Source organism: Cupriavidus sp. GW822-FHT03E04, from assembly GCF_058801495.1.
Genome location: NZ_JBXANI010000007.1, coordinates 232427 through 248133 on the forward strand (window position 1 = coordinate 232427; position 15707 = coordinate 248133).

A 15707-nucleotide genomic window follows, 5' to 3' on the forward strand; every position below is an offset into this window, starting at 1 on the left:
GTTGTCCCAGTAAGCCACAACAGCACGCAGGCGGGCATCTCATCGCTCCGTCATCGATTCACCGAGCTATCGGACAGCTATCGGACCATCAACCACACGCCATTTCGTAACGGGGTATTTCAGCGGCGCGGCCGGATCCGGCTGCGCACCCCAATCATCACTGGCCCATTTCCGCCATTTCCAAGGCAAGGAGAGACCATGTACGATCACGCCGCCATGCCGCGCGAGAGCCACGGCGCCCTCACCACAGGCGCCATGCAAGACACGCCCCCACCGCGCACGAGCCCCACGCGCCGTGCTCGCGCCGTGCGAGCGAACGTTGCCTGCGGCGACGTCCTGATGTCCGATATCGGCCTGCTCAAGCTGTGCCGTCACTGCGCAGAGCACTGGCCGGCTGACGGCGAGTTCTTCGCGCGGGACACGCGCCGCCAGGACGGCCTTGAACACATTTGCAAGGCTTGCCGCAAGGAACAGCGCTCGGGCCGTTGAAGCGCGGCGACATGTATGAAATGTGAAGGCTGTCGCGCGCGGCCGGCGCGCTCGGACGCGTCGCCGCGCACACCGGCGAATATCACAATTCCGGCTAAATTCAACCCATAATCTAGGGTTTTCCCCAGCATCGACAGGACATTTCGGCACATTCCGCGCCAGATGTGGATGTTCGTTTTGTCCTGTTGATGGTTCGTTCCGTCTATTCCCTCCCGTCCCTGGCGCCGCTATTGTTACGTTCAATAGTTACGTGCAATAACAATCCCCATCCCGCACCAGGAGACACGCGATGCGCACACAAGTCGCCATCATCGGCGCCGGCCCCGCCGGCTTGCTGCTCGGGCAGCTGCTCGCCAAGGCCGGCATCGATGCAGTTATCATCGAGCAACGCAGCCCCGACTACATCCTCGGCCGTATCCGCGCCGGCATCCTTGAAAGCGTGACCGCCGATGCGCTGGAGCGCGCTGGCGTGGCGCAGCGCCTGCAGCACGACGGCCTGGTTCACCATGGCATCGAACTGTCCTATGGCGGCGAGCGCCACCACATCGACTTCCACGCGTTGATTGGCCGCTCGGTCACGGTCTACGGTCAGACTGAAGTCACGCGCGATCTGATGGTCGCCCGCGCGGCCGTAAATGCCGTCACGGTGTACGACGCGCAAGACGTCAGCGTGCACGATTTCGATACAGCCTCGCCCGTGGTGCGGTATTTCAAGGACGGCCAGCAGCATGCGTTGCGTTGCGACTTCATCGCTGGCTGCGACGGCTTTCATGGCGTCACGCGGCGCAGCGTGCCCGAGCCATCCAAGCGCATCTTCGAGCGGGTCTATCCCTTCGGCTGGCTCGGCGTGCTCGCCGACACGCCGCCGGTGGCCGATGAGCTGATCTATGCCAGCCACGAGCGCGGCTTCGCGCTGTGCAGCATGCGCTCGCTCACGCGTAGCCGCTATTACGTGCAGGTAAGCGCCGACGAACGGGTCGAGGACTGGTCCGATCGACGCTTCTGGGACGAACTGCGCAGCCGGCTGGACGCCAGCGCCGCCGAGGCGCTGGTGACGGGCGCAAGCATCGAAAAGAGCATCGCGCCGTTACGCAGCTTTGTGTGCGAGCCGATGCGCTTCGGCAACCTGTTCCTGGCGGGCGACGCCGCGCATATCGTGCCACCAACCGGCGCCAAGGGCCTGAACCTGGCCGCCAGCGATGTCCTCTACCTGGCCGACGGCCTGATCGCGCGCTACCTGCACGACGATGCCAGCGAGCTGGACGCGTACTCGCAGAAATGCCTGCGCCGGGTCTGGAAGGCAGAGCGCTTCTCGTGGTGGATGACATCGCTCCTGCATCGCTTCCCCGATGCCGATGACTTCGCGCTGCGCATCCAGCAAGCCGAACTGGACTACCTCACAGGCTCGCGTGCCGCCCAGATGTCGCTGGCGGAGAACTACGTCGGCCTGCCGTATTGAATACGCCGAATACGCGCGCGATGCCGCGCGGCACGCCTTGAGATACCAAGAAAACCAGTGCATTCGCCGCCAACGAGCGGCATAGCAGGAGACCCGCACCATGACGCCCCCAACCAGCGGCCAGCCGGCCGCCTCCCCTGACCGTGCGCGCCATCCCGGCGCCGGCATCGACGTCCAGCAGTTCATCGACAGCCAGCCGTTCTCGCGCTTCCAGTGGATCATCCTGATCCTGTGCTTCCTGATTGTCGCGGCCGATGGCTTCGACACCGCGGCGATCGGCTTTATCGCGCCGATGCTGGCCAAGGAATGGGGCGTCAGCCGCGCCCATCTCGGGCCGGTGATGAGCGCGGCCTTGTTCGGCCTGGCTGCCGGCGCGCTGGTGGCGGGGCCGCTGGCCGACCGCTTTGGCCGCAAGGGCGTGCTGGTCGGCTCGGTCCTGTGCTTCGGCGGCTGGAGCGTGGCATCGGCTTTTTCGACCTCGCTCGAAGCGCTCACGGTCCTGCGTTTCCTGACCGGCCTTGGCCTGGGCGCGGCCATGCCGAACGCGGTCACGCTGATGTCGGAGTACGCGCCCACGCGGCGGCGCTCGCTGGCGGTCAACGCCATGTTCTGCGGTTTTACGCTGGGCTCCTCGGCCGGGGGTTTTGCCGCGGCCTGGCTGATTCCGCACTATGGCTGGCATTCGGTGCTGCTGGTGGGCGGCGTAGCGCCGCTGCTGCTGGCCGTGCTGCTGATCCTCTTCCTGCCAGAGTCCGTGCGTTTCCTGGTGGCACGCAAGGCCCCGGACGCGCGCATCGCTGCCGCGTTGTCCAAGGTCCACCCGGGTGTGCTGCGCGCCGACGAACGCTTTCATGTGCAAGAGGCCGCGCCCACCGGCGCTTCCTCGCTGCGCACCATCCTGATGCCCCAGTTCCGCACCGGCACCGTGTTGCTGTGGACCACATATTTCATGGGACTGCTGATCTTCTACCTGCTGACGAGCTGGCTGCCGACGCTGTTCGCCGACGCGGGCTACCCGATCGAGAAGGCCGCGCTCATCACCGCGCTGTTCCCGCTGGGCGGTGGCATCGGTACGCTGACCGTGGGCTGGCTGATGGACCGTGGCCATCCGTGGCGCATCGTGGCCGGCACCTACGCGCTGACTGGCGCGCTGGTCTATGCGGTGGGCCACGGCGCCGGGGACGTGTTCCTGCTCGGCGTGCTGGTGTTTGCCGCCGGCACCTGCATGAACGGCGCGCAATCCTCCATGCCCACGCTGGCCGCCGGCTTCTATCCCACGCAATGCCGGGCCACCGGCGTGGCCTGGATGCTGGGCATTGGACGCTTTGGCGGCATCGTCGGCGCGCTGCTGGGCGCGCAGATCCTGGGCTTGGGATGGAGCTTCGGCAAGATCTTCGGCCTGCTCTCGCTGCCCGCCTTTGTCGCCACCGCCGCGCTGCTGATCGCTTCGGCGCGGCCGCGCACCGCGGCGCGGCATGCCGTTGGCCAGCACGATGCCGCGCACTGATCCCCGCGCCAGCCTTCAAACCATCGATCCAGCGTTCGCCATGAGTTCGCCACCGATGCCCGGGTAACCCGGTCGCGTCCATCCTTCATTGGGATGGTGTACCCGCGCGATTGGTTCGCTGGCCCACACACCCTGTGTTGCCACAGGCAGGAAGCGGCACCGCCCGCTTTGCCTGCCGTCCGGCCGCCGCCTACCATGCTAGCAAAGGTAAGCCCGGCTACAGGGCGGCTGTACCAGAGAGAAATCGTGGTGAGGCGGGGACATTTTGGCGAATTACCTGGAAGAGTACTGCGCGCGCATCCGGCGCGCAGCGGCGACAGCCGTGATCGACAAGCCGGTGCTGGTGGATCGCGATGGCATCTACGCGATGTGCTACGTGCCGTTCGAGCACAGCCATGAGCGCGCTCGGCTGGTATTGGTGAGCACCACGCCCGGGCACACCCACGTGCAGCTAGCGGCGGAGCTGACCGAGAGCCTGCTGCAGCGGCATGCGCCCGGGCGCACCATCCAGCGCGAGAACAAACGGCGCGTGGAACTCGGCGGCCCGCTCGTGCGGCCCAACCTGATTCGCATGCTGGATCATTTCGGCATCGCGCAACTGGTCGGGCTGTCCGATGCCGCATCGCTCTGGGATGATGGTTTCGAGCGGCTGCAGCCGATGGCCTTGCTGCCCTATGCCACCACGCGGCGCGGCCTGGCTTTCGATGGCGACCTGGAAGAGCTGATGGCGGTGCCGATGCTGCGCAGGGTGTTCGAGAACCTGTTCCTCGGCGCGCTCAGGCAGATGGATGACCAGGCGCTCTACCTGGCGCTGGGGCGCACTCCGTGGGCCGCGCTGGGCCATGCCGTCGACCGCGGCCTGCTGCAGCGCCGGCAACTGCTGGGCATGATGCCCGTGCCCGCGCGCGCGGGCAGCATGGTGAAGTACTTCCTGCGCGAGGTCAGCGTCGATGCACTCTCCCCGCGAGACCCTGTGCGCCATCGCACCACATGGCTCGACGCCGCGCATGACGAACTGGTGGCGGCAGTGCGCCGGCAAAGGCGTGACGCGGACGCGAGCCAGCCCGGCACGGCGGCGACCTGCCTGGAGGCTTGAAGCTGGCCGCCGGCCACTTCCCGATATGCCGAGGCCATCACCCCACGTCGGTGGGGTTCATGTGGCACTTGGGCGCGCCGTTAGCCTTCTCTGAGGGAATTGCCTCCCTCGACATTCCCGATCGGCGGCCCCTTGTGGCCGCCTCTTTTTTTGTGCGGGCGCTCGCGCCCAGGCATTCAAACCCGCAAGTGCCAGGCCCGCAAGTATTGGAACAGGTCCAGCCCGTGCGCGCCGTGGAACCATACGTGGCGTGACAACGCCAGTGCGCCCATCCACGAGGCCGCGACCACCAGCAGGTCGCATCGTCCGCTCTTCCACCAGTTCAGCGAATGCCGCCCGAGAATCCAGGGCACGCCGAGTGGGTTGGGCCAATCGGCCAGCAAGTGCATCAGCCCGCCACAGGCAAACCCGAATGCCGGCGCGGCCAGCGCATGCGCGCCCAGGGCGCGGTGCGCAAACACCAGCAGCGCCAGCCAGGCGATGCCCCAGTGCGTCCAGGTACGGTGAGTGATCCACAGCCGGCGGGATCTGGACCACCAGGCGACCTCCAGCCAGTCGGGCGCGCCGCCGCCGGCCGCGCCCGCAAAAAAGGCAAGCACCGCGGCCATGTGATACGGGCCGCCGGCACCGGACTGGGCGACCACCGCGGCGGCGGCGAGGCCTGCCGCCCATCCGGTGGCATGGTGTGCTTTGCTGGAAGCCATGACGTAGATGCGCTCATCGGGAGCCGTGAAATGAAGGGGCGCAATGGTGGCAGATCGCACCGCAAAAGAACAGGGCTCGGAGCGCGGCTTGCACCTATCCGCCGCGCGCGCTAACTTGGAAGCTGCTTGCGGCAAATGCGCCGCGCACCTTGGGAGGTGTCATGAGATCGCAAATTGCCCGGCAGGCCCGCGCAATCCTGGCGGCATCCCTGTGGCTAGCCGCGGCGGCACATGGCCAGCCGGTGGAATCCGGGCCGCTCACCATCGGCGGCTCGCTGGTGGTGGAAGGCCCCCTCACCGTCCATGGCACGCTGACCGTGGACGGCAGCGTCCTTGCGCACGGCCCGCTGACCGCAGCCTGGTTTGCCAATCGCCCACCGGTCTATGGACAGCCGCCTGGCGCAGGGCGGCAGAAGGTGTTTCACGGCCCGCTCACCGTGCACGGGCCCTTGGTGGTGGAAGGCAACATGCTGGTCAACGGGCCGGTCAACGTCGATGGGCCGCTTAGCGCGGGAGGCAGCATCGACGCCGACGGCCCCATGCGCGAGCGGCGGCGCCAATGACGTGCCTGTCGATCAGGCCGATTGCCGGCGCGCGGACGTGCGCCGGCCAGTCATCGCGAGCGCCGCGCCGCCGATGATGAGTGCGGCCGCGCCTGCCAGCGTCCACGTCAGCGTGGCAAAGCCGAACCACACCAGCAGCAGCGTAGCCATCAGCGGCGTGCCATATGACAACACCCCCAGCAACGCCAGGCGACCGTGCTTGGTGCCGTGGTCCCACGCTGCGAAGGCCACGCCGGTCGGCCCCACGCCCAGCAGCAGCGCCGCGAGCCATTCGCCGGCGCTCGGCATCACGGTGGATTCCAGCGCAAGGTGGCACAACACACCGCACAGGGCCACTGCCCCGCACACGCTGACCATGGTGGTGCTTGGCACCTCGCCGTAGCGCCGGTTGGCAACCGAGTAGCCCGACCAGATCAGGGCGCATGCGAGCGCGGCCAGGTAGCCCGTCGCCGCGCCGGCCTGCGCGCCTGCCGGCAAGGCTGCCGGCGCGGCTTGCGGCGTGCCCTTGACGATCAGCAAGGTGCCGAGGAACCCCAGCATCGCGGCAGCGACCTGCCGCCTGCCCAAGGCGCCACCCGGCGCCAGCGCGCAGAACAGCACCATCAGCAAGGGCCAGAGATAGGCCAGCAAGCTGGCCTCGGCCGGCGGGATCACCGCGAACGCGTAGAAATACAGGGCGTGATAGAGAAAGATGGCGCCGAAGGCGAAGAGCCATGCCCGGGCCCGGCTGCCTGGCGGTTCGCATGGCGCAGCGGTGCGCCGATGCAGCGCCAGCCACGGCAGCCCCAACAGGAATGCCACGCCGAAGCTCAGCGCCAGCAATTCGAATGGCGGCAAGCGGCGGGCCTGGGCGGTCAACAGGGGAAGCGTGGCCCACAGCAGCAGCGCGAAGGCGCCGATGGCGGTGGGGCCGATCAGGCGGCCGGCAGGATGGGATTGGGTCGGCATGGCAATGGCGTCGAGAGTCAGTGCGAGAGTCAACGTGAGACGCAGGCAATCCCGCATGGACAGCATCGTGGCCATGCCCCTGCCGCCTGTCTTGGCAAATACGGCTATGCGATGCGCGCGCCGTTTGACGATTTGCGGGGGAGAATAAACAGGGGCTTCCCATCGCGAAAAAAGGGCGCTATAATCGCGCCCCTCGCGACACGAAATGTACATGACGTAGCGAGCAAGTCTCAGTCCCCATCGTCTAGAGGCCTAGGACATCACCCTTTCACGGTGAGTACAGGGGTTCGAATCCCCTTGGGGACGCCAGTTTCGAGAGCAACGCCACCAAGCGCAGCCTCAACACGAGCGTCGGAAACCGCAACAAGCGGGTTCCACAGCCACTGCGGAGTGGTAGTTCAGTTGGTTAGAATACCGGCCTGTCACGCCGGGGGTCGCGGGTTCGAGTCCCGTCCACTCCGCCAGCATTGCCTGGATACTGCTCGAATGCCGCATATCCAGGAAAAAATATAGCCCGCCATCAGGTGGGCTATTTTTTTGCCTGCCACCTGCCTGCCACCTGCCTGCCACCACCCGGCGGGCTCGCAGCGAACGCCCGCTGGTGCGCCTGCGCTATGCCCCGCCGTTGTCCACAGCATCGGAACTATCGATCGCCCGCACGATGATCTTCAGCGTGTCGTCCAGGTGATGGATGGTCTGGCGCTTGGCGGTCTCGGCATCGCGCTGCCTGTACTGGGACAGGATTTCGGCATGCTCGGCATTGCTCTGCGCAATATGTTCCGGGCTCATGTAGAGCGACAGCGAGATATACGGCGCAGCCGAATCGCGCAGCGTCTTGACCAGGTGGGCCAGCCTGCTGTGTTCCTGGGATGCCCAGAGTGCCGCGTGGAACTCCAGGTTCAGCTCGGTCCAGCGCGTGACATCCTGCGTCTGCAGCATCTCCGCATGGAACGCCTCGGCCCGGGCGATATCTTCCGGCGTGATGCCCCGGACCGCCTCTTCGACCATCATCGGCTCCAGCACCTTGCGCAGCCGGTAGATTTCCTGCACATCATCCAGCGTCAGGCCGCGCACGACCGCGCCACGATGCGCGTCGAAGAACACCAGCCCTTCGGAGATCAGCGTGCGCAATGCTTCCCGAACGGGCGTAGTGCTCATCTCCAGCCGCTTGGCGAGGTCATCCTGGCGCAAGCGCTCGCCCGCGGTCATGCGGCCTTGCAGGATGTCGGCGCGCAACGTCTGCACCGCATACTGGTAGGCAGTCAGCCGGCGCGAAGGCGCGGCTTGCACTCTGGACGGGGGATTCGGCGAAGTCTTCAAGGAACGGGCTGCTGTTGGATGGGCGAATGGCGTGGCAGTGTACCCCACTTCGCAAACGCGTCCGGGATCTGCTCGCGCGGCGTGCCGGCAGCCAGCAACGCACCTAGCAACAGCCGCGCCTTCAACGGATGGAGCCACTTCGAAAGCAAGGCGCCGCGCCGTGCCAGATCGACTTCGGAGCCGACGAAACCATAGGTTCGGGAGGCCGTTGCCCCAGCCCCGGTGCGGCTAGCGATCACCACCGGCACCACCTTGGACAGGCGAGCGACATGCTCGGCGAAGCCGAAGGAGACGTGCCCGGCGCCGAACGCGGCAACCACGATTGCCTCGTAGCCGAGATCAAGCGCAGCCACGGCCAGATCGCCATCGTCGCCCAGGAGCGCCGGCACCACCGCCACCTTTGGAAAGCGCCGCGTGGGCGGGCTTGCCAGCGGCCTGTCGACCGGCGGATGAAAGTACTCGGGCTGCCCCTCGACCACCCGCCCCGCGGGCCCGCCGTCAGGCGAGACGAAGGTCTGGACCGACAGGGAATCCGACTTGCAGACCCAGCGCGCCCTGTGAATGGTGTCGTTCATGACAACCAGCACGCCGCGCCCGCGGCTCTGGTCGTCCATGGCGACCTGCACGGCGGCCAGCAGGTTGGCGGGGCCATCCGCTCCCGCGGCCAGCGGCGTGCGCATCGCACCGGTAATGATCAAGGGCTCGGGGTGGCGCCAATACAGATCGAGGAAAAAGGCGGTCTCCTCGATCGTGTCCGTGCCCTGGGTCAGGACGACGCCGCGCGCCCCGCCGGCAACCTTGCCCTCGGCCCATGCCAGGCAGGCCAGCAACTGTTCGGGGCCCAGCGAAGCGCTCGGCAACTGGAAGAGCGGCTCGGCGGAGATATCGGCCAGTTCTCCCAGGCCCGGCACGGCCGCGACCAGCTGGGCGGCGTCCAGCTTGGGGACAACCCCGCCGGCAGCATCCGACGGCGTCATGCTGATGGTGCCCCCTAGCGAGGCGATGGCAACTGATGGGCGAGACATATGGTTTTCCCGTAGCGTTAAGGTATGCATTATGCATTATGCATTATATATACTATACAATCCGCAAGACAACCTGAGGCTCCTAAGCCAACTCCCAACCCGTTACGGAGACGCACGATGCACCAACACCCGCCGCCCACCCGGTATCGCTTCACCATCTTCTTGCTGATCGTCGTGATTGCGCTGGTCAACTACATTGACCGGGGCGCCATCGCCTATTCGGCCGGGCAGATCATCGGGGAGTACGGCTTCGACCGCGCCGGCTGGGGCGCGGTGCTGGGCTACTTCGGCTACGGTTATATGTTTGGCGCGCTGATCGGCGGTGCGCTGGCAGACCGCCTCGGCGCGAAGCGGGTCTGGGTGATCGCAGGCGTGGCCTGGTCACTGTTCGCGATCTGCATGGTCTGGGCGGGCGACATCGGCCTCGCGGTGTTCGGCGGCTCGGCCCTGAGCGGATTTGCCATGGTGCGCATCCTCTTCGGCTTCTCGGAGGGGCCCGCCTACTCGATCATCAACAAGACCATGTCCGCCTGGGCATCGCCGGCCGAGCGCGGCTTCGCGGTATCCATCGGCCTGCTGAGCACGCCGCTGGGCGCGCTGCTTACCGCGCCGGTAGCGGTCGGCCTGCTGCTGCTCACCGACAGCTGGCGGGCCATGTATGTGGTGCTCGGCGTCCTGGGCCTGGTGCTGATCGCCCTATTCTCGCGCGTCTACACCAACCGGCCCGAGGATCACCCGAAGGTGAATGCGGCAGAACTCGCCCAGATTCAGGCCGGACGGGGTGAAGCCCCCAAAGGCGCCGCAAGCGCAAGCGCCGCCTTGCCTTGGTGGGCGTTCTTCAAGAGCCGCACGCTGGTTTTCAACTCCATCGGCTATTTCTCCTTTATCTACGTCAACTTCATGCTGCTGACGTGGACACCGAAGTACCTGCACGACGAGTTCAACTTCACCCTTTCCTCCCTCTGGTACATCGGGATGATTCCCTGGGTTGGCGCGTGCTTTACGGTATTGCTGGGCGGGCGCATCTCCGACTGGCTGCTAAAGCGCACGGGCAAGCTGGTCATTGCAAGAAGCTGGTTTGCCGCCGCCTCGCTGTTGCTGACAACCCTGTGCTTCCTGATGGTGTCGCAGGCGCACAGCGTGTGGACCGTCATCGCCCTGATGACTTTGGGCAACGCCTTGAACGCCTTGCCGAACTCCGTCTACTGGGCGGTGGTGATCGATACCGCGCCCTCGCGCGTCGGCACGTTCAGCGGCATCATGCATTTCATCGCCAACATCGCTGCGGTCCTGGCGCCCACGCTGGCCGGCATCCTGTCGGCACGCTACGGCTATTCGTCCATGTTCATCGCCACTTCGGTTGCGACGGCGCTGGGCGTGTTCGCCATGCTCCAGGTCCGTCCGGGCGTGGGTCCCCGCCTCGAGCGCGATGCGGGAATCGTTGCCTCGGCAGAATGATCCAAGAGGTCGATGCCCTGGCCCGGGCGTCTGTCTCAAATCCAGCCCAAGCCTTCAGCCCGATGCCGCCGCGCGCGGCAGGCTGACCACGAAGCTCGACCCCTGCCCTTCCTTGCTGGTGACCACGACCTCGCCCTGGTGCAGATCGACCGCCAGCCTGACCAGGTAGAGGCCAACGCCTGCGCCTGCCGTGCCGGCGACATTGCCGCCGCGCACAAAGCGCTCGAAGATATGCTCGCGGTCCTTGTCCGGGATGCCCAGGCCGCGATCGGACACGGACACGCGGATCATGTCGGCGCCGCCGGAAATATGCACAGTGACCGGGGTGCCTGCGGGCGAATACTTGATCGCGTTGCCAACCAGGTTGCTGAAGGCCTGGAACAGCAGCTTGGCGTCGCCATGGAAGATCTCATTCAAGCCAGGGTCGATGATCTCCTCGATGACGGCCGTGGGAGAACTCTCGCGGTGCATCTCGCAGACTTCGTGCACCAGCAGGGTCAGCGAGAAGTCGACGCCTTGCAGCGTGGCAAGGCGCCCGCCGTCCAGCAGTTGCGAGGAATCGAGCAGGTGGTCGATCAGGTTGGTCATGCGCCGCACGGCAACCCGGATCCGCCCGCAGCGCTCGCCGAGGACTTCGGCGCTCGGCGCCTCCTTCATGCGCATGAGCCGCTGCGCGTGGCCGTCGATCACATTGAGCGGCGTGCGAAACTCGTGCGAGGCCATCGAGACGAAATTGCGCTGGAGCACCGCAAGGCGCCGCTCGTTTTCCAGCGTATCCAGCAGCATCGTCGTCTGGGCGGCCAACGCCGCCTTGCTGCGCTCCAGTTCGATCGTATTGTCGCGAAAGCGCACCACGGCGCGGGCGATTTCACCGATCTCATCCTTGCGCCCGGCCCCGGGGATCTCCACGTGAGGATCGTTGTCCATGATGCGGTGCATGCGCTCGACCAGCCCCGCAATGGGGTTCGATACCGCCCTGACCAGATAGATCACCGCCGCGATCACGAGCAAGCCCGACACCAGGATGACGCCGGCAATCAGTTGCCGGGCCTCGTGATAGGCGTCCGCCTCGCGCTCGGTTGCCTGCGCGGCGCCAACCACGTTGCGCTCGGTCAGCACGCCCAGCGTGCCGTTGGCCTGCTCGAAGGCGCTGCGCGACTCGCCGCGATAGAGCGCCACGGCCTGTGTGGTGTCTTTCTGGTGGGCCAGCGAGACCACGCGATCGACCAGTTGCCGGTAAGCCGACCATTGCGTCATGAACTGCTCGTAGAGCGCCAGCTCGGCGGGATCGTGCTCGATCTTGCCATAGCGGGCCTCGACCTCCTTGATCACATCGTCTAGCCGGCTGATCTGCCCCTCGGCCGCGCGCAGGTCGGCGCGCGTCGTCGCGATCAGCGCGTCGCCCTCGAACGCGCGGTAGTCCGAAATATAATTGTTGAGGTCACCCAGGATACGGTTGCTCAGCAGCCAGCGGCCGCTGATCTGCGCCGACACGCTGTGAAAGTTGCTGAGCCGGTTGATGCCAAACAGGCCCACGCCCACCACCAGCAGCAGGAACAGCACGAACACAAGCGACAGCCGGACACGAATCGGCCTGAGCATGGGCACTGAATCGGGCAGCCCGACCAGGCGCCGCCCCAGGCCGCGACGCACTCGCCGGCTGGCGGGCGCCGGACGAATCGAGTGATTCATAAGACTTTTATCCAGAATTTCGCTACGCTGTACGTTGGCGGGCCGCAAGACGCGGCTCGCCGCCGCCACCAAGGACCAGCATGACCGATGCCCGCCGGAAAATCCTCTGCATCGAGGACGATGCCGAAACGGCCGCACTGATCGCCGAAGAGTTGATCGAGCGGGGCTTTGCCGTGAGCATCGCGCACGACGGCCAGCAAGGTTTTGCCGCCATTCTGCGCGACACGCCGGACCTCGTCCTTTGCGACGTGAGTATGCCAGTGATGACCGGCTTCGAACTGCTGGAGAAGATCACTTCGCTGGCGCCGCGCTTTGCCGACATGCCCTTCGTGTTCCTCACGGCACTGGCGCAGCGCGAGGCGGAGCTCAGGGGGCGCAGGCTCGGGGCCGACGACTACGTGACCAAGCCGGTCGATTTCGACATATTGTCCAGCATTGTCGAGGCTCGCCTTGCGCGGATTGCGCGCACGCGGCCGGGCCTGCCAGCCGTGCAGCTCAGCGAGCGCGAGGTGGAAGCACTGGTTTGGTCGGCACGGGGCAAGACCTCGGGCGAGATCGCCACCATCCTGGGCCTGTCCAAGCGCACGGTCGACTTCCACATTGACAACGCACGCCAGAAACTCGGCGTGGCCACCCGCATCGAAGCGGTCGTCAAGGCCGCGTCCGCCGGCATCATCAAGCCCTAGCGGCGCGGCGCCGCCCGGCTTACTGTGATCAATCACAGTACTCGGCGGCGGCCAATCCACATAGAATCGGCGCAATTTCATCGCTCCCGGAGCACGGGTTAGCGGGATTTTACGACCAGGGCGCCAGCCCCGGGGTCCACGGCGTCATGGCCGGATCCACCCGCGCCGACGATATGAGCAGATTTCAGCAGCAACGACCCACGCGAGCCGAGGTCGATCCCACCGCCAGCCGCGCGAGCGCGAACGTGCATCTCCATGCGGATGACCTGCGCCGTGCCACGACGCTGATCCATGTGCGTGCGAGCGGGGCGGCGGACGTCTCCGATGCCGACCTGACCGCCTTCCTGCTGTCCGCATGGCGCAAGTTGCACAGCGCCAGCCACCGGCCGCCGCAATGCCCGCGTTGCCGGGCCCGCAAGTCGACCTATGACGGTACCGATGGCAGTAGCCTGCCGCTCTTTCATTGCGCCGGCTGCCGCCAGCGCTTCAGCCGGCTGACCGGCACGCCCATGGCGCGGCTCAGGCTGGAGGACAAGGCGGAAGCCTTCTTCAACCTGGCCTCCCAGCAAGTATCGGTCGCCGAAGCGGCACGCCGCCTGGGGATCAAAAGCGAAACCGTCAGGCATTGGTCGATCCAGACCCGCTTGTGGCTGCTGACGCTGGATCCGCAAGGCGATTGGGAGCGGCGCATGCAGCTCGGCGTTCGTTACGCGGTACTGCCGGCGAACTCCCGCGGCGAGCCCGCAAGCGCGGCGCGCGAGTGCAAGTGCACCGTCGCCTCCGACGATAGCGATGCGCTCGCCGAAATGGAAAACGCGCCCCTGTTGATCCGGGTGTGCCCGCTATGCGAACGGACGACGCACTAGCATGGAATAAACCAGATAAAGGAAAGGCAGGATCCTTTTTTTCACGGCCCTAGACCTGATTTAATCAGCAATACCATCGATCAATCCATATTGATTTCGATGTAAATATCCTATTGCCTTTAAATACGGCAACCTATTTCTTTCGCACGCCGGATACAGAGCGTCCCGCGGAATAGATAGTCCTGGCCACTTCCTGCATTTCCCCCATTTCATGGGACAGCGCGTGCCAACCGGCTTGCGGCGTGACATGGCAATCCTAAGGGTTTCAATAGCGATTCTGCTATCGCTCTGCGGAATAGTCGATGCTGGATTCCAATTTTCAATTCCCCATGCGGGTAATCCCCTAAATTTCCGAAAGCCATTTGCAATGTTCTGGAAGGGCAATTGAAAGCTTGCCCTGTCATAACTGTTACAAGTAGCGATGGGAGTGTTTATGATTAAAAAACCAACTAACAGAAAAGTTGGAGCAGCCGTCATCCTGGTCTTTTCGGCTCGGGTCGCATGGGGTGTTCAACTAAGCGGAGATACCGATCCGGTCCCGCTTGTTCCGCCTGTGCAGAAAGCGCCTGCTGCCGGCAAAGCGCCAGCCAGCGGGTGGGATCAGGCAGCGCCGCGCGGCGCCGGGGTGAGCGCCACGCCAGCGGCCACGCTCAGTGCCGAAGAAAAGACAAAGGGCCTCGTTGGCCCCGGGTTCTCATTGTGGGAGCTGTCGGAGGAGCTGCGCGCCAACAACCCGCAACTGATCCAGGCGCGCTCGCTCTATATGGCGGCCAAGGCCACCGTGCCGCAGATCGCCGCGCCAAACAACCCGCAGGTGGGCTTTATCTGGGGCAACCTGCCCAAGAACAGCCCGCTGGCGCTGGCGCGCGCCGAGAGCTTCAGCTATACGCTCACGCAGTCGATCCCGTTTCCGGGCAAGAAGGCGCTGGCCGCCGATATCGCCAACACGCAAGCCGAATCGATCGACGCGCAGCGCGACGCGCTGTACCTGCAGCTCTACGCGCAATTGAGCACGACCTACTTCCAGGCGCTGGCGCAGAAGGCGCAGCTCGATGTGCTGCGCCTGAACCTCAAGCGGCTGGAGCAGGTCAAGCAGGTCGCGCGCATCCGCTACGCCAACAACGCGGCGGGCTATGTGGACTACCTCAACGCCCAGGTGGCGCAGAGCAGCGCGCAGAACGATATGTTTGGCCTGGAGCGCCAGCATGACAACGCGCTCAAGACCATCAACACGCTGATCGGCAAGAATCCCGAGTTCCCGCTGGAGCTGCGCCCGGACGCCAGCGCGGCGCGCCTGCCGCCCACGCCGTTGCCCGAGCTGGAGGACATGGCGCTGCGCGATCATCCTAATGTGCGGACATCGCGCTTCCTGGTGGAAGCGGCCGAGAAGGGCGTGCGCCTGGCCCGCAAGGCCTACCTGCCGGACTTCCAGATCATCGGCACCTTCAACGGTAGCAACCCGCCCCTGGGCTTCAAGCCGGCCAGCTACGGCATCGAGTTCGACGTGATCATCCCGCTGTTCTTCTTCACCAAGGAGAAGTACGGCGTGGATGAAGCCGTGGCCAACAAGGTGGCGTCCGATGCCAATGACCAGTCGGTGCGCCAGCAGACGCTGCTGGCGGTGGATACCGCGCACAACAACCTGCGCCAGTCGGTGAACCAGGCCGAGTTCCTGCGCCAGCGGCAACTGCCGGAGGCCATGACCGCCTACAAGATGGCCTTCACCAACTACGCCAACAACAATGCCGACTTCACCGACCTGCTGACCGCCAGCTCCGCGCTCAAGAACGCGGAACTGGCGGTGACGCAGGCCGAGTCCGAGGCGCGCCAGGCTTACTACACGCTCGCCGCCGCGGTGGGCCGGGACAAATTCTGATGGCCGCAAGGCCTTGAA

The 15707-nt window shown here is 65.5% G+C and carries 14 protein-coding genes and 2 tRNA genes; 11 read left to right on the plus strand and 5 right to left on the minus strand.

The genetic code is table 11. The features are described from left to right. Window positions 1-198: 198 nt before the first annotated feature. The 4 genes from AC1RQC_RS12025 to AC1RQC_RS12040 all read left to right on the plus strand — a co-directional run bounded on the left by AC1RQC_RS12025 (window position 199) and on the right by AC1RQC_RS12040 (window position 4551). Window positions 199-489 (plus strand): hypothetical protein, encoded by a 291-nt coding sequence (locus AC1RQC_RS12025; RefSeq protein ID WP_492370558.1) that lies wholly within the window; start codon window positions 199-201, stop codon window positions 487-489. Window positions 490-778: 289 nt separating this feature from the next. Continuing rightward, window positions 779-1948, plus strand: coding sequence for a 4-hydroxybenzoate 3-monooxygenase (pobA, locus tag AC1RQC_RS12030; RefSeq protein WP_492808316.1), 1170 nt, complete (start codon window positions 779-781; stop codon window positions 1946-1948). 100 nt (window positions 1949-2048) lie between these two features. Beyond that, on the plus strand, window positions 2049-3455 hold the full coding sequence (locus AC1RQC_RS12035) for an MFS transporter (protein WP_492826029.1): 1407 nt from the start codon (window positions 2049-2051) through the stop codon (window positions 3453-3455). A 265-nt stretch (window positions 3456-3720) separates the two neighbouring features. Next, window positions 3721-4551, plus strand: coding sequence for a hypothetical protein (locus AC1RQC_RS12040; protein ID WP_492370561.1), 831 nt, complete (start codon window positions 3721-3723; stop codon window positions 4549-4551). 176 nt (window positions 4552-4727) lie between these two features. Here the strand turns inward: AC1RQC_RS12040 and AC1RQC_RS12045 are convergent, their stop codons facing one another. Continuing rightward, window positions 4728-5255, minus strand: coding sequence for a metal-dependent hydrolase (locus tag AC1RQC_RS12045; RefSeq protein WP_492370562.1), 528 nt, complete (start codon window positions 5253-5255; stop codon window positions 4728-4730). 161 nt (window positions 5256-5416) lie between these two features. Between AC1RQC_RS12045 and AC1RQC_RS12050 the strand changes: the two genes are divergently transcribed. Then, the gene (locus AC1RQC_RS12050; protein ID WP_183037134.1) at window positions 5417-5818 is read left to right on the plus strand and encodes a hypothetical protein; all 402 of its coding nucleotides are present in this window, start codon (window positions 5417-5419) and stop codon (window positions 5816-5818) included. A gap of 12 nt (window positions 5819-5830) precedes the next feature. Here the strand turns inward: AC1RQC_RS12050 and AC1RQC_RS12055 are convergent, their stop codons facing one another. After that, entirely contained in the window at window positions 5831-6841 is a 1011-nt protein-coding gene (locus tag AC1RQC_RS12055; RefSeq protein ID WP_492370563.1) for a DMT family transporter, read from the minus strand. A gap of 158 nt (window positions 6842-6999) precedes the next feature. On the opposite strand from AC1RQC_RS12055, the gene AC1RQC_RS12060 reads away from it, so the two are divergent. After that, window positions 7000-7075 (plus strand) — tRNA-Glu (locus AC1RQC_RS12060). A gap of 78 nt (window positions 7076-7153) precedes the next feature. Next, window positions 7154-7230: transfer RNA gene (locus AC1RQC_RS12065), tRNA-Asp, on the plus strand. Window positions 7231-7378: 148 nt separating this feature from the next. Here AC1RQC_RS12065 and AC1RQC_RS12070 read toward each other — a convergent pair. Then, window positions 7379-8086, minus strand: coding sequence for a GntR family transcriptional regulator (locus AC1RQC_RS12070; protein ID WP_492370564.1), 708 nt, complete (start codon window positions 8084-8086; stop codon window positions 7379-7381). Then, a complete protein-coding gene (locus AC1RQC_RS12075) occupies window positions 8083-9111 on the minus strand; it encodes an asparaginase (protein WP_492883455.1) in 1029 nt (342 codons plus the stop codon). The genes AC1RQC_RS12070 and AC1RQC_RS12075 overlap by 4 nt, the downstream gene beginning before the upstream one ends. A 117-nt stretch (window positions 9112-9228) precedes the next feature. On the opposite strand from AC1RQC_RS12075, the gene AC1RQC_RS12080 reads away from it, so the two are divergent. Beyond that, the gene (locus tag AC1RQC_RS12080) at window positions 9229-10569 is read left to right on the plus strand and encodes an MFS transporter (protein ID WP_492808321.1); all 1341 of its coding nucleotides are present in this window, start codon (window positions 9229-9231) and stop codon (window positions 10567-10569) included. A gap of 54 nt (window positions 10570-10623) precedes the next feature. Here AC1RQC_RS12080 and AC1RQC_RS12085 read toward each other — a convergent pair whose 3' ends face one another. After that, window positions 10624-12261: a sensor histidine kinase gene (locus AC1RQC_RS12085; protein ID WP_492370567.1), complete on the minus strand. Its 1638-nt coding sequence runs from the start codon at window positions 12259-12261 to the stop codon at window positions 10624-10626. Window positions 12262-12341: 80 nt separating this feature from the next. On the opposite strand from AC1RQC_RS12085, the gene AC1RQC_RS12090 reads away from it, so the two are divergent. The 3 genes from AC1RQC_RS12090 (at window position 12342) to AC1RQC_RS12100 (ending at window position 15689) form a co-directional block, all read left to right on the plus strand. Beyond that, a complete protein-coding gene (locus AC1RQC_RS12090) occupies window positions 12342-12947 on the plus strand; it encodes a response regulator transcription factor (RefSeq protein ID WP_492370568.1) in 606 nt (201 codons plus the stop codon). Window positions 12948-13120: 173 nt separating this feature from the next. Continuing rightward, complete coding sequence (locus AC1RQC_RS12095; protein ID WP_492370569.1) at window positions 13121-13813, plus strand: DUF746 domain-containing protein; 693 nt, start codon at window positions 13121-13123, stop codon at window positions 13811-13813. A gap of 625 nt (window positions 13814-14438) precedes the next feature. Further along, entirely contained in the window at window positions 14439-15689 is a 1251-nt protein-coding gene (locus tag AC1RQC_RS12100) for a TolC family protein (protein WP_492370570.1), read from the plus strand. Window positions 15690-15707 lie beyond the last annotated feature (18 nt).

What these genes read in the sequence shown, in the direction of transcription:
- AC1RQC_RS12025 (WP_492370558.1), top strand. Translation starts at nt 199, where the DNA reads ATGTACGATCACGCCGCCATGCCGCGCGAGAGCCACGGCGCCCTCACC.
- pobA (WP_492808316.1), top strand. Translation starts at nt 779, where the DNA reads ATGCGCACACAAGTCGCCATCATCGGCGCCGGCCCCGCCGGCTTGCTG.
- AC1RQC_RS12035 (WP_492826029.1), top strand. Translation starts at nt 2,049, where the DNA reads ATGACGCCCCCAACCAGCGGCCAGCCGGCCGCCTCCCCTGACCGTGCG.
- AC1RQC_RS12045 (WP_492370562.1), bottom strand. Translation starts at nt 5,255, where the DNA reads ATGGCTTCCAGCAAAGCACACCATGCCACCGGATGGGCGGCAGGCCTC.
- AC1RQC_RS12050 (WP_183037134.1), top strand. Translation starts at nt 5,417, where the DNA reads ATGAGATCGCAAATTGCCCGGCAGGCCCGCGCAATCCTGGCGGCATCC.
- AC1RQC_RS12055 (WP_492370563.1), bottom strand. Translation starts at nt 6,841, where the DNA reads ATGGCCACGATGCTGTCCATGCGGGATTGCCTGCGTCTCACGTTGACT.
- AC1RQC_RS12075 (WP_492883455.1), bottom strand. Translation starts at nt 9,111, where the DNA reads ATGTCTCGCCCATCAGTTGCCATCGCCTCGCTAGGGGGCACCATCAGC.
- AC1RQC_RS12080 (WP_492808321.1), top strand. Translation starts at nt 9,229, where the DNA reads ATGCACCAACACCCGCCGCCCACCCGGTATCGCTTCACCATCTTCTTG.
- AC1RQC_RS12085 (WP_492370567.1), bottom strand. Translation starts at nt 12,261, where the DNA reads ATGAATCACTCGATTCGTCCGGCGCCCGCCAGCCGGCGAGTGCGTCGC.
- AC1RQC_RS12090 (WP_492370568.1), top strand. Translation starts at nt 12,342, where the DNA reads ATGACCGATGCCCGCCGGAAAATCCTCTGCATCGAGGACGATGCCGAA.
- AC1RQC_RS12095 (WP_492370569.1), top strand. Translation starts at nt 13,121, where the DNA reads ATGAGCAGATTTCAGCAGCAACGACCCACGCGAGCCGAGGTCGATCCC.